Consider the following 15,268-nt stretch of genomic DNA (forward strand, 5'->3'; position numbering starts at 1 on the left):
CCTCCGAGTGGAGAGCCCCCGACCGTTGCCGGAGCCGCCTAGGGGAATCGAACCCCTGACCTGCTCATTACGAGTGAGCCGCTCTGGCCGACTGAGCTAAGGCGGCAACACGAACTAGTGTAGCGGCCCCGTTCGCGTCACTTCAGCACCCCCCGCGTCGTTAGGCTGTGCGACGCCGGTCACTCGAAGATCGGCCCGGTCGTACTGGGAGGACCTTCCACATGCGTCGACGCATGCCTCGCGCGCTGGCGCTGCCGGTCGCCGCGGCCGTGCTCGTCCTGTCGGCCACGCCCGCCGTGGCGCAGAGCACGATCCCCACCACCCCGACCCCGCAGCCGGCCAACCCGGGGCAGCCGCCGTTCATCGGCCAGGAGGGTCCGCAGCCGCTCGGCCACGCGGTCGCCGACGCGGCCGCCGCGCTCGGCGTGCTGCGCCTGCTGCCGAACTCGGTCCCGACCAGCACGATCCTGCCCGGCTTCGGCGAGCAGCTGCCCAAGCAGTCCGCGCTCGAAGCCGGGATGGGCCTGTCCAGCGCGCAGGCGAACTCCGAGGCGCTGCTCAGCTACGAGAAGTCGATCGCCCAGTCCTCCCCGCTCGGGCTCGCGATCGGCGGGAACGCGCCGCAGGCGCCGGGCAGCCTCGTGCAGACCGCGCTGCCGGACAACGAGAAGCCGCTCACCGGCGGCCTCAACGCGCCGGAGAACCCGCTGCTCAACGTCGGCCTGCTGAACGGCAAGGTGCACGCCCGCTACAGCCCGACCCTCGGCCCGTGCGTCGGCACCATCGCCGATGCCAGCACCTCCCTGGCGAGCCTGTCGCTGCTCAACGTCATCCCGTCGCTGCCGAACCTGCCGATCGACGGCCTCGACCTGCAGAACGTGCAGCTGGCCGACGGCTTCGACCCGGCGCAGGGCCTGCAGACCCTCGGCGGCCTGCTCAGCGGCGGCAACCAGACCAAGTCCGACGGCACGAACTCCGTGCTCAGCCTGCCGAACACGCTGTCGTCGCGGTCGGTGGTGCAGCTGGTCGACATCCCCGGTTCGCCCAACAAGGCGGTTCAGTCGGTCTCCACGCTGCAGGCCGCGGACATCGAGATCCTCAAGGGCACCCCGCTCGAGCTGACGCTGAAGGTCGTCAGCCAGCCGACGCTCAAGGTCACCTCGACCGGCGACGAGAAGACCTCGAAGGTCGAGTACACCGCACCGGTGATCACGATCGAGCGGCAGGGCAAGGTGCTCTACACGCTCGACGCGACCAACCCGACGAAGGACATCCCGATCGGGCTGCCGCTGTCCGGTCTGTCCCAGCAGTTCGGCCCGCTGGAGGACCTGCCGGTGGTCGGCGGACTGGTCGCCACCGCGCAGAAGGGCCTGCAGCAGGTCCCCGACACCGCGGGCAAGGTGCTCGACCTCGGCGTCCTGCGGCTGAGCATCGCCGAGCTGACCCAGAAGGGCCAGAACCTCACCGACCCGTTCAAGGGCTACCAGCTGGGCGCCTCCGCCCGACTGCTGGACCTGCAGATCCTGCCGACCGCCGGACTGAAGGACCTCCTCCCGGCGGGCAGTGACTCCCTGCCGTCGTCGCTGGCGCAGCTGTCGCTGGGCGAGCAGATCGGGCGGGCGTACGCGCCCGAGGGCGGTGTCGTGTGCGGGACGACGACCACGCCGCCGCCGCCGGGCAACGCGGCTCCCCCGGCCGCGCCGCAGAAGCTCGCCTACACGGCCGGCGCCTACTCGGCGGTGCCGATGTTCTGGACCGGCACGGCGATGCTGCTGCTCGGGGTCGTGCTCGTGGCGGCGTTCCCGGCCCGGAAGCGGTTGAAGGCGGTTCCGGTGAAGCCGTCGCCACGGCCACGGGACTGACGTTCTGAGGAAGGGGCGGTGCCGCAACCGGCGCCGCCCCTTTTTCACGCGTCCGTCAGCCGTGGCGCAGGGCCGTCAGCATCGCTTCCACCGCGATCCGCGGCTTGACGTTCCACAGGATCGCTTCGCGGCAGGCCAGCACCGCTTCCAGGCGTTTCAGCGTCGACTCCGCCGTCCACTGGCGGGCGGCCTGCTCGATGTCCTGGGCGTGGTCCGGGTGGTTGTAGCGGGCGTCGGCGCCGCTGACCGCCACCAGCACGTCCCGGTAGAAACCGGCGAGGTCGACCAGCGCGAGGTCCAGCGTGTCGCGCTGGGTGCGGGTCGCCCGGGACTTCTGGCGCTTCTCCAGCTGCTTGACCGCCGCTTCGGCCGCGCGCTTGGCCCCGGCGACGCCCTTGCCGGTCGCATCGCCGCCCATCGCGTTGCGCAGCTCCGCCTTCTCGGCCTCGTCGCGTTCCTTGCTCTCCTCCGTCGCGTCCGCTTCGGCGGCGGCGATCAGGTCGTCGGCGCAGCGGAACACGTCACCGGGACGCGACAGGCCCAGCGGGATCCGCAGCACCGCGGCACGCCGCTTGCGGGCGTTGTCGTCCGTGGCCAGGCGCCGCGCGCGGCCGACGTGACCGCCGCACACCGACGCGGCCCACTCGGCCAGCTCCGGGTCGACGCCGTCCCGCTCGACCAGCACGCGGGCGATCGCCTCCGCCGCCGGCGTCCGCAGCGTCACCAGGCGGCACCGGGAACGGATCGTGACGGAGATGTCCTCGGGGTGGTCCGACGGCGCGCACAGCAGGAACACCGTCCGCTCCGGCGGCTCCTCGACCGCCTTGAGCAGGGCGTTCGACGCGCCCTCGGTCAACCGGTCGGCGTCCTCGATGATCACGACCTGCCACTGGCCCGTCGTCGGGCGGCGGGCGGCGGCCTGGACCAGCGCACGCATCTCCGCGACCGAGATCGACAGGCCCTCCGGGATGACCAGCCGCACGTCGGCGTGCGTGCCGTGCATCGCCGTCCGGCAGCCTGGGCACTGGCCGCACCCGGTGCCGGTGATGCACTGCAGGGCCGCGGCGAACGCGCGGGCCGCCACGGACCGGCCGGAGCCGGGCGGGCCGGTGAGCAGCCAGGCGTGCGTCATCGCGCCCGGTGGCGCGGGCTCGCCCGCGACGATCTGCGCCGCCGCGCGCGCGGCGGAGGACAACACGTCGACAGCGTGGTCCTGGCCGACCAGCTGGGCCCACACCCCGGCCGGCGCGACGACAGCGGTCACCTGGCCTCCACCTCGGCCAGCGGCACCAGTCCGAGCTTGCGCTGGGCGAGCACGGCCGTGACCGCGGTGCGCACCCGGTCGCCGACCTCGTCCGCGGGCCCGTCGGCGTCCACCACGACGTAGTGGTCCGGGTCGGCGGCGGCCATCTCGCTGAGCAGGTTCTGCACGCGCCACTGGTCCTCGACCGAGATCGGGCCGGGCGCGTTCGCGCCGGGGTCGGCGTCCAGCAGCACCGTCACGTCCGGCCGGAGGCGGCCGGTGGCCCAGTCGGCCAGGCCTTCGAGTTCCTTCGCGTCCAGCCCGGCGACGGCGGACAGGTGCGCGAGCGGCGAGTCGACGAAGCGTTCCATCACCACGATTGCGCCGCCGTCCAGCGCGGGGTTGACGTTGCGCTCCACGATGTCGGCGCGCACCGCGGCGGCCGCGAGCGCCTGCGCCCGCGCCCCGGACAGCGACGCGTTGCCGATGAGCGCGGCGAGCCGCTCGTCGTCCAGCGCCGGGTCCGCGGCCAGCACCACCGGGCGCGGACTGGCCGACCGCAGCCACTCGGCGAGCTTGGACGCCTGCACGGCGGTGTCCGCGGCCGTGGTGCCCTCCAGCGCGATGAGCAGGCCGTTCACGCGGCGCGGACGGCGCCGGATCGCGTTGCGCAGGTCCGCCATGATCGGCTCGGACCGGCGCGAGTCCATCTGCCGGTAGGCGATGATGCCGACGACCGCGGCGAGCGCGCCGCCGCCGAGCATCACCGGGCGGGTGCCGTCGATGATGATCGGGTTGCCCCAGACCGTGATCGTCCGCGGCTTCGTCAGACCGATCAGCAGCGGCACCAGCGAGACTGACCCGAACACGATGATCTTCATCATCGACTGGTAGATCGCGTTGATCCGGCCGCGGATCGCGTCGTCGACCTGCGAGCCGATGATCGTCACGCCGGTCAGGAACGCCGCACCCGCGCACGCGCCGACGATCGCGACCGCGATCAGCGACACGGTCAGGTGCGGCGACAACGCCACCAGGATCAACGCCAGGCCGGCGAGCACGATCGAAATGCCGAAGAGCCGGTCGTGCGGGAGCCGCCGGGCCAGCTTCGGCGCGCCGCCCATGCCGGTCGCCAGCCCGATGAACACGGCCACGACCAGCAGGCCCCACGCCGAGTCGCCGGCCAGCAGGCTCGACGAGTACGGCTTGGCCGACCCGACCACCGCGCCGCCCGCGGCGAACGCGCCGGCCGCGCCGATGAGCAGGCCACGGACCAGCGGCGTGCTCCGCACGTACTTGCCCGCGTCCTTGACCAGGGCGCCCAGCCCGGGCTTGTCCGCCTCCGCGACCGGCTTCGCGGCCTTCTCGGCCTGCTCGTGTGAGACCTCGGCCATCCGCGGCTTGCGGACCGACAGCTCCGGGATGCGGGTCAGCACCAGGATCGCGCTGGCCAGGTACAGCAGCGCGATGAGCACGACGATGACCTTGGCGACGCCCAGCTCGCCGAAGAACCCGGAGGGCAGGCCGACCGAGGCCGCGATCCGCGTGACCACGGCGTAGAGGCCGCCTGCGGTGACCGTGGCGAGCCCGTACGTCATCACCAGCCCGAGCTGGTTGGCCGTCTCCACCTGGTCCGGGCGCTTGAGCAGGTTCGGGACCGCCGCCTCCTTGGACGGGATCCACATCATCGCGCTCGCGCTGGCCAGGAAGTTCGCGATGTAGAGCCACCAGGACGTGCCGACGAAGGCGACCGACAGCAGGAATCCGCAGCGGAACAGGTCGGCGACGAACATGACCTTGCGCCGGTCGAAGCGGTCGGCGAGCAGGCCGCCGAGCGGGGCGAAGATCAGGCCGGGCAGCAGCGCGGAGAGCAGGACGCCGGTGAAGGCGAAGTTCTGCGCGGTGTAGTTGGTGGTCAGCTGGGTCGCGAGGCTGGTCAGGCCGAGGATGGTCAGCCAGTCCGCGACGCTGCACAGGTAGGTGACGCCCCACAGCCGCCGGAACGGCCGGATCGCGAGGACCCGCCGGGCCCGGTGGATCGTCGAGGCGTCACGCCCTGCCGGCGCCTCACTTCCTGCGCCGGGTTCCACGTGCACGACCTCGCTGATCGGACCCACCCCACTCACTCCCGTGGCGCTGGGGAACCCCTCGCGCGACAAACCGGCATCCCCCAACCGTGGGGCCAGGGTAGCTCTGTCGATCTGAGAGTGCCCGTCGTGGTGGGCGGTACGCGTCCGAAACGCGAAGATCGTCCCGTCGCGGCCTACTCGAAGATGCCGGTGAGGGTGTCGATCAGGCTGGACAGGAACTGGATCGCGAGCACGCCGAACACGACCATCAGCAGGATCGCGACGAGGAACGCCGCCGACCCGCTGGACGGCTTCGCCCTGCGGACCGAGCCGCTCTGACCCGGCCGCGGCAGGCGGAACGACGGCTTCGCCCACGAGCCGATCCGCTGGCGCCCGGTCCACGTGCGCTGACGCGGCAGGATGCCGAGCGGCGGCGCGGGCGGCACCGCGGGGGCCGGAGCCGCCGGCGGTGTGTCGTCCGTCGGCACCTCGGCCGGGGTCGCCGGCTTGTCCGACATGGCCTCGATCATCTCGCGGACCTTCTCCGGGTCCGGCTCGACCGGCTTGGCCACCTTCAACGGCTGGTAGCCCTCTTCGTCGCCGACCGACCCCGAGACGGCGTCGCCGAACGTCAGCGGCGGCAGGCCGGACTGCGTGCCGTCGCCGAAACGACCGTCGTCCTTCGCCGGACCCATGGTGACCACTCCCGTGCGATCGGAAACACCTCGTCCCAGCGTAGTGGGCTTTTCCCGACGCGCACGCGCCCATCCGGGCAACCCCGTGATCACTGTGCGCAACCGGAAGTTCAGGCACAGGTCATCGCCGCCTCGACCGCGTCGGTCATCCACTGCGCCAGCCGGTCGCGGTCGGACGGGACCAGGAACAGCTGCGTGCCCTCGCCCGGTTCGGTGACCGTCGCCAGGACGTGCCGCCCCAGGTCGTTGTCCACCACGACGTAGCCGAGCCGCGGGAACTGCGCGCAACGCCGGTCGAACGCCATCAGATCGACCACCGTCGTGCCGGTGCGCGGCCGCCGCAGGAACTCCCGCACCCGCGCCGCCTGCTCGGCGTCCCGCCCTGCCAGCTCGCCGGAAGGGCCCGCCTGCAGCATCACCGAGCCGAACCGGCCGCGGCGCTGCTCGGGCACGAACCCGACCACCCGGTCGAACAGCGTCCGCAGCTCGCGGTAACCCCAGCCACCGACCTCCGTGCTGTCCGGCCGCCAGCTCCACAGCACCCCGGCGGCCGTGTCGGCGTAGACCCGCACGTCCAGCGGGCCGTCGAGCCCGCTGTGCACGCCGGTGAGCACCATCCGGATCGGACCGCGCAGCATCAGCGCGAACGCCCGCATCGCGTCGTCCGTCAGGTCGCCGCCCTCGACGAACGGCGAGTCCCGCAGCTGCGCCATCCAGGCGTTGTGCTCCTCGGCCTCGGCCACCAGGTCGGCCGGGTCGTCCGACCGGCTCAGCGGATACCGGATGCGCTCGACATCGTCGTCCGTCGCGTACGGCGCGTACAGGTCCCAGGTGCTCGCGCGCTCCGGCACGGCGTCCAGCACCGGCCGGGCGGCCTCGGTCAGCAGTTCGTCGATCGTCGTCACGGGGGCAGTGTGCACCCGGGGTACGACAGTTTCGGTCGAACTGCTGTTCGAGACCTACTTCTTCGCGGCGGCCTTCTTCGCCGGGGCCTTGCGCGCCGGCGCCTTCTTCTTCGGCGCCGGGCCCTTCGCGCGCTTCTCGGCGAGCAGCTCGGACGCCCGCTCCGGGGTCAGCCCTTCGATGCTGTCGCCCTTGCGCAGGGTCGCGTTGTACTCCCCGTCGGTCACGTACGGGCCGAACCGGCCGTCCTTGACCACCATCGGCTTCTTGGACACCGGGTCCTCGCCCAGCTCCTTCAGCGGCGGCTTCGCGGCGCCCCGGCGACCACGCTGCTTCGGTTCCGCGTAGATCTTCAGCGCCTCGTCCAGCGTGATCGAGAAGATCTGGTCCTCGCTCGACAGCGACCGCGAGTCCGTGCCCTTCTTCAGGTACGGCCCGTAGCGCCCGTTCTGTGCGGTGATCTCCTCGCCGGTCTCCGGGTCCTTGCCCACCACCCGCGGCAGCGACAGCAGCTTGAGCGCGTCCTCCAGCGTCACCGTCTCGATCGACATCGACTGGAACAGCGAACCGGTGCGCGGCTTCGGCTTCTTCGCCTTGCTGGTCTTCTTGCCGTCCGTCTCCTCGGGCTCCGGGAGCACCTCGGTGACGTACGGGCCGAACCGGCCCTCCTTGGCGACGATCCGGTGCTGGGTGACCGGGTCGACGCCGAGGTCACGGCCCTCCTGCGGGGTCGCGAACAGCTTCTCCGCGATCTCCACGGTCAGCTCGTCCGGCGGCAGGTCCTCGGGCAGGTTCGCGCGCTGCGGCTTGCCGTCCACCTCGCGCTCCAGGTACGGGCCGTAGCGGCCGACCCGCACGTGCACGGTGTGCCCGTCGTTGTCCTCGAACATCGGGATGGAGTTGATCTCGCGCGGGTCGATGTCCTCGACGCCGCCGCTGACCAGCTTCTTCAGCCCGCCGAGGCGCCCGACCGAGCCGTCCACGCCCTGCTCGCCGCCGAAGTAGAACCGCGACAGCCAGCGGGTGCGCTGCTCGTTCCCGGCCGCGATGCGGTCGAGCTCGTCCTCCATCGCCGCGGTGAAGTCGTAGTCGACCAGCCGCTCGAAGTGCCGCTCCAGCAGCCCGACCACGGCGAACGCGACCCACGACGGGACCAGCGCGGCGCCCTTCTTCCAGACGTACCCGCGGTCCTGGATGGTCTTGATGATCGACGCGTACGTCGACGGGCGGCCGATGCCCAGCTCCTCCAGCTTGCTGACCAGGCTGGGCTCGTTGTAGCGCGCCGGCGGCGTGGTCGCGTGCCCGTCCGGGGAAAGGTCGGTCGCGGTCAGCGCCTGGTCCTTGACCAGCTGCGGCAGGCGGCTCTGCTTGTCGTCGGCCTCGGCGCCGGAGTCGGCGTCCACCGCCTCCACGTAGGCCTTGAGGAAGCCGGCGAAGGTGATCGTGCGGCCGGACGCGGCGAACACGCACTCCTCGCCCGTGCTCGCGGTGCCGGTGATGCGCACCGACATCGTGGTGCCCTTGGCGTCGGCCATCTGCGAGGCGATCGTGCGCTGCCAGATCAGCTCGTACAGCCGGAACTCGTCGGCCTGCAGCTCACCCGCGACCTGGCCGGGCGTGCGGAACACCTCGCCGGCGGGGCGGATCGCCTCGTGGGCCTCCTGCGCGTTCTTGACCTTGCGGGTGTACTGCCGCGGCGTCGGCGAGACGTGGTCCTTGCCGTACAGCTCGGTCGCCTGGCTGCGGGCCGCCGCGAGCGCCGACTCCGACAGCGTCGTGGAGTCGGTACGCATGTAGGTGATGTACCCGTTCTGGTACAGCCGCTGCGCGATCTGCATCGTGGTCTCGGCGTTGAAGCGCAGCTTCCGGCCGGCCTCCTGCTGCAGCGTGGAGGTCATGAACGGCGCGTACGGCCGCCGCGTGTACGGCTTCTCCTCGACGCTGGTGACCTTGAAGTCCCGCTGGTGCAGGCCCTGGGCCAGCGCCCGCGCCGCCGCCTCCTCGAGCACCCGGACGTCCCTGGCGTTCGCCTTGAGCTGCCCGGAGGCGTCGAAGTCCTTGCCGGTGGCCAGGCGCGCGCCGTCGACCGACACCAGGCGCGCCGGGAACTGGCGCGGGGTGGCGTCCTCGCCCGCGTCCATCGTCGCTGAGATGTCCCAGTACGAGGCCGAGGTGAACTTGATGCGCTCCCGCTCGCGCTCCACGACCAGCCGGGTCGCCACCGACTGCACCCGGCCCGCCGACAGCCGCGGCATGACCTTCTTCCACAGCACCGGCGAGACCTCGTAGCCGTACAGCCGGTCCAGGATGCGGCGGGTCTCCTGCGCGTCGACGAGGTCCCCGTCCAGCTCGCGGGTGTCCTCGGCGGCCGCGCGGACGGCCTGCTCGGTGACCTCGTGGAAGACCATCCGGCGGACCGGGACCTTCGGCTTGAGGGTCTCCAGCAGGTGCCAGGCGATGGCCTCGCCCTCGCGGTCGGGGTCGGTGGCGAGGAAGAGCTCGTCGACGTCCTTCAGCAGGCTCTTCAGCTCGGTGACCTTGGACTTCTTGTCCGCGGAGACGACGTAGAGCGGCTCGAAGTCGTGGTCGACGTTCACGCCGAGCTTCGCCCACGACTCGCCCTTGTACTTGGCCGGGACGTCGTCCGCCCGCGACGGCAGGTCGCGGATGTGCCCGACCGAGGACTCCACGACGTAACCCGGGCCGAGGTAGGAGGCGATCTTGCGGGCCTTGGCGGGCGACTCGACGATCACCAACCGCCGACGACCGGCGCCGTTCGCCCCGGTGTCGTCCTTCTTCGTCTTCGTCGATCCAGCCACGCTGTCCGCTCTCCTGCTCCATCCCGCCGCTGCAGCAGCGGCGCCTGTTCAACCAGCAAGTGTGCACGTTGCCTGCCGGTGATGTCCCCCGAGGTGACGTAACACGCCGCCGCGCTTTCTGTCCGGAACGGGCCGCGGCGTGCGTCATCTTCCCCTTTCCACACCTAGCACGTGATACCGGACACACGCTTCGCGGGGCTGCTGAGTAGCCGTTCCGCTACGCTCCGCGTCATGTTCCGCCGCCTGTTCACGATCCTCGCCGTTCTGCTGGCCGGTCCCGCATTGGCCGGGGTCAGCGCCGCGTCCGCCGCGCCCGCCGCCGACTACAGCGGCATCGTCAAGCTCAGCAACTGCTCCGGTTCACTCGTCCGGCTGCCCCAGTCGGACGAGTTCGACCGCGCGCTCGTCCTGACCAACGGTCACTGCCTGGAGTCGGGCATGCCGGAGGCAGGCGAGGTGCTGGTCAACCGGCCCGCCAACCGCAAGATGGTGCTGCTCGGCGCCGACGGCCGCGAGCTGGGCCAGATCCGCGCGACGAAGCTCGTCTACGCCACGATGACCGACACCGACGTCGCGCTCTACGCCCTCGACTCCTCCTACCGGGAGATCGCCCGCGACTTCGGCGGGCACCCGCTGACCGTGGCGGCCTCGCCCGCCAACGTCGGCACGCCGGTCAGCGTCGTGTCCGGCTACTTCACCCGCACCTGGAACTGCTCGATCGAGCGGGTCGTGTACTCCGTCCGCGAGGCGGGCTGGACCTGGAAGGACTCGATCCGGTACGCGCCCGGCTGCGACACCGTCCACGGCACGTCCGGCTCGCCGATCATCGACCAGGGCAGCCGGGAGGTCGTCGGCATCAACAACACCGGCAACGACAACGGCGAGGTCTGCACGTTCAACAACCCGTGCGAGGTCGACGAGAACGGCGTGGTGTTCGCCCGGAAGGGCCTGACCTACGGCCAGCAGACCTACCGGATCCCGGCCTGCTTCGCCAAGAACAACCAGCTCAGCCTGGTGCGGGACGGGTGCCTGCTGCCCAAGCCGAACGTGGCGCTGCCGGTTCCCATTCCCGCCTGATCACACCGCCTGCCGGGCCGGTGCGTGCTGCGGCCACACCGGTTCGGCGCCCGGCGGGGGCATGCCGATGAGCTCGGCCAGCGTCGCGAGACGGCGGCGGCCGGTGACGCGGACGGCAGGCCCGCCGCCCTTCGGCCCGACGAGCTGCGCGGGCACGCCGAGCTGCCGGAATGCCTCGGCGAGCGGCTCGTGCGTGCCCGGCGCGCGCTCGTCGACGGCCAGCAGGTACCCCTGGACGCCCGGACGGCCCGCCGCCAGCGCCCACAGCCGCAGCGCCGCGCCGGTCAGGCGGAACCGCCCCGGCAGCGACTTCCCCTCGTCGTCGAGCCACGCCCTGGCCAGCCCGATCAGATCGGACCGGAACGCGGTGCGGACCACCGGTCCGCCGTCCTCGGTCCGGCCCAGTTCCGCCGCCACCCCGCGCCTGGCGAACTCGGCCACCAGCACCCGAGCGCGCCACACCTCGTCCACCTCGACGGTGAGGCGGGCGGCCGTGCGCGCGAAGCCGGTGATCTGCCCCTGCCCGCACAGGACGCCGCTCAGGTCGGCGATGTCCGGGCCGCTCGCCTCCGCCGAGAAGAGCGACATCTGATCCACAGCGGACAGGGTAGAACACCCGTTCGATTTCCCGCGAGTCGTCGCGCGGAAAAAGTTCTTGAAGTTGACGCAACGTCAAGCTCTACCGTGGTTTTCACGGGCGAGGATGGAGACGAGATGGACGAACCGCTGTCGATCGTCCAGGTGTCGAAGGCCTCCGGGGTGACCTCCCGGACCCTGCGGCACTACGACGACATCGGCCTGCTGCCACCGGCCTTCGCCGACACCAGCGGGAGGCGCTACTACCAGCGGGAACAGCTCATCCGGCTGCAGCAGATCCTGCTGCTGCGGGAGCTGGGCCTCGGCCTGGACACGATCGCGGAGGTCCTCGACGGATCCGTGTCCAAGGCCGAAGCCCTGCGGCTGCACCGGAAATGGCTGCTGGCGGAGCGCGATCGGCTGGACCGGCTCGCCGACACCGTCGCCCGGACCATCGAAGAACTGGAAGGAGGGGAACACATGTCCGCCAAGGAACTGTTCGAGGGGTTTTCGCCGCACTCGGAGAAGGCGAAGTGGCTCGCGCAGGAAGCGGTCGAACGGTGGGGTGAGAGTGCCGTGCAGTCGCACGAGCGGAGCAAGCGCTGGCCGGCCGAGAAGTGGGACGCCGTCAAGCGGCAGGGCGCCGAGGCGGCCGAGCGGCTGGCCGAGCTGGCCCGCGAGGGCGTCCCGGCCGACGACGAGCGCGCGCTCGACGCGGTCGCGGCGCACCGCGCCTGGCTGGAGAACTTCTGGACGCCGGACGCCGAGTCCTACACCGGCCTCGGCCGGCTGTACAGCGACGACGAGCGCTTCCGGGGCGTCTACGAGGCGATCCACCCGGGTCTCGCCGAGTACCTGCGCGACGCGATGGCCGCGTACGCCCGCGCCCGGATGAGCTAGCGGGGCGCGGCGGTCACCTGCACCGTGAGCTGCTGGCACACCGGGGCGTGCGCGATCGCGGTGGCCAGCTCGGGCACGGCGTCGAAGCGGTTCAGCAGGTCGAGGCGGGACACCTCGTCCAGCGGGCCGTGCGCCTGCCCGAGCGTGGCCTCGTCGATCTCGCTCGCGTCGGTGGAATCGAGCCGCTGCTGGGCGGCGGAGGCGCGGTCCCGCACGCCCTGGAAGTCGGTCACGGCCTGGGCCCGCACCTGGTCGCCGCCCGGCACCGGGGACGGCGGCAGCTTGCCGAGCCCGTCCAGCGCGCGGTCCAGTCCGCCGATCACCGACCCGAGCAGTTCGCTCGACGTGCGCACAGCGCGTTGCGGGCTGCTCGGGTCCACGCTCGGCATCGTCGCCAGCCCCTGGACCAGCGAGCCGACCGCGACGCAGTAGTCGTCGGCCCACCGGGTGGCGGCGTCCTGCAGCTGGACCTGCTCCCGGGACAGGCCGGGGCCGCCCGGCTCGACGTTTCTCGCGGGTTGCTGGCCGCATCCGGAGAGGCCCACGCAGAGCCCGGTCAGCACCACCAGGAACACCGACTTCCCGGGCCGCACCCACACACCTCCAGCTGCCGACGTGAAGCTCTTTCCCGACGGTACCGAGACGATTGCGGATCGCAACCGCCGGGCATGGAAAAGGCCGGGTTCGTCACGCTCCGTGCGCGACGAACCCGGCCTTTTCGACTTGTCAGGCCGTCTTCGCGGGGGTGGCGTCCTCGCTCGGCGTCTCCGTCATGACGCTCGCGCGCCGCTTCGACACCACGATCGCGGCGATGATGATCGCCACCGCGACCAGCGAGATCGCGATCCGCACGCCGGCGGAGGCGTCCGGCCCGATCGAGAACTGCACCACGGCGGGCGCGATCAGCACCGAGACCAGGTTCATCACCTTGATCAGCGGGTTGATCGCCGGGCCCGCGGTGTCCTTGAACGGGTCGCCGACGGTGTCGCCGATGACCGTCGCGGCGTGCGCCTCGGAGCCCTTGCCGCCGTGGTGGCCGTCCTCGACCAGCTTCTTCGCGTTGTCCCAGGCGCCACCGGAGTTGGCCAGGAAGATCGCCATCAGCGTGCCGGTCGCGATCGCGCCCGCCAGGTACCCGGCGAGCGCACCGGTGCCGAGGCCGAAGCCGACGGCGATCGGGGCGAACACCGCGAGCAGACCCGGGGTGGCCAGCTCACGCAGCGAGTCGCGGGTGACGATGTCGACGACCTTGCCGTACTCGGGCCGCGTGGTGCCCTCCATGATCCCCGGGATGTCCCGGAACTGGCGGCGCACCTCGTACACCACCGCGCCGGCGGCACGGGACACGGCGTTGACCGCGAGACCGGAGAACAGGAAGACCACCGCGGCGCCGATGATCACGCCGACCAGCGTGTTCGGGCTGACGATCGTGTCCACGAACGACTTCACGCCCGCGGCGGACTCACCGATGTCGGCCAGCGCCTTGGAGATCGAGTCCTGGTACGAACCGAACAGCGCGGTCGCCGCCAGCACGGCGGTCGCGATCGCGATGCCCTTGGTGATCGCCTTGGTGGTGTTGCCGACCGCGTCCAGCTCGGTCAGGATCTGCGCCGCGTCCTCGTCGACCTCGCCGGACATCTCCGCGATGCCCTGCGCGTTGTCCGAGACCGGGCCGAAGGTGTCCATCGCGACGATGACGCCGACCGTGGTCAGCAGGCCGGTGCCGGCGAGCGCGACCGCGAACAGCGCGATCGTGCCGCCCAGCAGGTAGGCGCCGAACACCGCCGCGCCGATCACCAGCGCGGTGTAGACGGCCGACTCGAAACCGACCGAGATGCCGGACAGGATGACGGTCGCGGCGCCGGTCCGCGAGGTCTCCCCGACGTTCTTCACCGGGCCGTGCTCGGTGCCGGTGTAGAAGCCGGTCAGCTTCAGGATCACGCCGGCCAGCACGATGCCGATGATCACGGCGACGAACGCGATGAGCGCCGGGTTGCCCTCGATGCCCGCCTGGTCCGGGCCGAACTCGGCGAACGAGCCGGGCAGGTAGACGAACGCGGCGACCGCGCACAGCACCGCCGAGATGGCGGCCGAGATGTAGAACGAGCGGTTGATCGTGACCAGGCCGTTCTCACCGGAGCGGGCACGCGTGATGTAGACGCCGATGACCGCGGTGATGACACCGATGGCGGGCACGATCAGCGGGAACAGCAGGCCGTCCACGCCGAACGCGGTGCTGCCGAGGATCAGCGCGGCGACCAGGGTCACCGCGTAGGACTCGAAGAGGTCGGCCGCCATGCCGGCGCAGTCACCCACGTTGTCGCCGACGTTGTCGGCGATGGTGGCCGCGTTGCGCGGGTCGTCCTCCGGGATGTTCTGCTCGACCTTGCCGACCAGGTCCGCGCCCACGTCGGCCGCCTTGGTGAAGATGCCGCCGCCGACACGCATGAACATCGCGATCAGCGCGGCGCCGAAGCCGAAGCCCTCGAGCACCTTCGGCGCCTGGCCGGTGTAGACGAGCACGACGACCGCGGCGCCGAACAGGCCGAGGCCGACGGTGAACATGCCGACCGCGCCGCCGGTGCGGAACGCGGCGCGCATCGCCTTCTCCCGGCCGCCCGGCTCGCGGGAGGCGGCGGCGACCCGCAGGTTGGCCCGCGTCGCCAGCCACATGCCGGTGTAGCCGATGAGGAACGAGAACACCGCGCCGACGAGGAAGAACAGCGAGCGGCCGATGCGCTCGTTCCAGTCCTCCGCCGGGAGCGCGAGGAGCAGCAGGAACACCACGACCCCGAAGATCGAGAGGGTGTTGCGCTGCCGCTTCAGATACGCGGCCGCCCCTTCCTGCACGGCCTTGGCGATGTCCTGCATCTTCGTGGTGCCCTGGCCGGCGGCCAGCACCTCCTTGAGCAGGAACCAGCCGATGACCAGAGCGGCCAGGGCGATGACGGCGACGACGGCCGCGATGCCGTAGTCACCTCCGGAAAACTCGAGGCCCTCCGCGAGGGTCTGCCGGGACATCCGTCCTCCTGGAAACGTTCCTGTCGCCAGTGACAGCCCGCCTAGGGGAAGCCGTGCCGACGCTGGCATGGGATCTACACCACAAGTGGTGCCGGTTGCGGGG

General features: G+C 71.5%; 11 protein-coding genes and 1 tRNA gene. 3 read left to right on the forward strand and 9 right to left on the reverse strand.

Annotation, left to right across the window (positions count from 1 at the left end):
* Positions 1-32 precede the first annotated feature (32 nt).
* Positions 33-106: transfer RNA gene (locus L2C96_RS34170), tRNA-Thr, on the reverse strand.
* Positions 107-221: 115 nt separating this feature from the next.
* Between L2C96_RS34170 and L2C96_RS34175 the strand changes: the two genes are divergently transcribed.
* Positions 222-1,862: a hypothetical protein gene (locus L2C96_RS34175; RefSeq protein WP_237339143.1), complete on the forward strand. Its 1,641-nt coding sequence runs from the start codon at positions 222-224 to the stop codon at positions 1,860-1,862.
* Between the two features lie 55 nt (positions 1,863-1,917).
* Here L2C96_RS34175 and L2C96_RS34180 read toward each other — a convergent pair whose 3' ends face one another.
* From L2C96_RS34180 to topA, 5 genes are all read right to left on the reverse strand, one after another.
* On the reverse strand, positions 1,918-3,126 hold the full coding sequence (locus L2C96_RS34180) for a DNA polymerase III subunit delta' (protein ID WP_020422663.1): 1,209 nt from the start codon (positions 3,124-3,126) through the stop codon (positions 1,918-1,920).
* Entirely contained in the window at positions 3,123-5,222 is a 2,100-nt protein-coding gene (locus tag L2C96_RS34185) for a bifunctional MFS transporter/dTMP kinase (protein WP_020422664.1), read from the reverse strand. Before L2C96_RS34185 ends, L2C96_RS34180 begins: the two co-directional genes overlap by 4 nt.
* A 146-nt stretch (positions 5,223-5,368) precedes the next feature.
* Complete coding sequence (locus L2C96_RS34190; protein WP_237339144.1) at positions 5,369-5,869, reverse strand: hypothetical protein; 501 nt, start codon at positions 5,867-5,869, stop codon at positions 5,369-5,371.
* Positions 5,870-5,979: 110 nt separating this feature from the next.
* Complete coding sequence (locus L2C96_RS34195) at positions 5,980-6,774, reverse strand: hypothetical protein (protein ID WP_237339145.1); 795 nt, start codon at positions 6,772-6,774, stop codon at positions 5,980-5,982.
* Between the two features lie 54 nt (positions 6,775-6,828).
* Positions 6,829-9,591, reverse strand: coding sequence for a type I DNA topoisomerase (topA, locus tag L2C96_RS34200; protein ID WP_237339146.1), 2,763 nt, complete (start codon positions 9,589-9,591; stop codon positions 6,829-6,831).
* A gap of 231 nt (positions 9,592-9,822) precedes the next feature.
* On the opposite strand from topA, the gene L2C96_RS34205 reads away from it, so the two are divergent.
* Positions 9,823-10,668: a trypsin-like serine peptidase gene (locus L2C96_RS34205; RefSeq protein WP_237339147.1), complete on the forward strand. Its 846-nt coding sequence runs from the start codon at positions 9,823-9,825 to the stop codon at positions 10,666-10,668.
* Here the strand turns inward: L2C96_RS34205 and L2C96_RS34210 are convergent, their stop codons facing one another.
* On the reverse strand, positions 10,669-11,256 hold the full coding sequence (locus L2C96_RS34210; protein ID WP_020422669.1) for a hypothetical protein: 588 nt from the start codon (positions 11,254-11,256) through the stop codon (positions 10,669-10,671).
* A 126-nt stretch (positions 11,257-11,382) separates the two neighbouring features.
* On the opposite strand from L2C96_RS34210, the gene L2C96_RS34215 reads away from it, so the two are divergent.
* A complete protein-coding gene (locus L2C96_RS34215; protein WP_237339148.1) occupies positions 11,383-12,144 on the forward strand; it encodes a MerR family transcriptional regulator in 762 nt (253 codons plus the stop codon).
* Here the strand turns inward: L2C96_RS34215 and L2C96_RS34220 are convergent.
* Positions 12,141-12,737, reverse strand: a complete 597-nt coding sequence (locus L2C96_RS34220; RefSeq protein ID WP_237339149.1) for a hypothetical protein — start codon at positions 12,735-12,737, stop codon at positions 12,141-12,143. The genes L2C96_RS34215 and L2C96_RS34220 overlap by 4 nt on opposite strands.
* A gap of 133 nt (positions 12,738-12,870) precedes the next feature.
* Positions 12,871-15,165 (reverse strand): sodium-translocating pyrophosphatase, encoded by a 2,295-nt coding sequence (locus L2C96_RS34225; RefSeq protein WP_020422672.1) that lies wholly within the window; start codon positions 15,163-15,165, stop codon positions 12,871-12,873.
* Positions 15,166-15,268: the final 103 nt, after the last annotated feature.

The organism is Amycolatopsis tucumanensis, assembly GCF_021654135.1.
In the GTDB taxonomy this organism is placed as follows: domain Bacteria; phylum Actinomycetota; class Actinomycetes; order Mycobacteriales; family Pseudonocardiaceae; genus Amycolatopsis_E; species Amycolatopsis_E tucumanensis.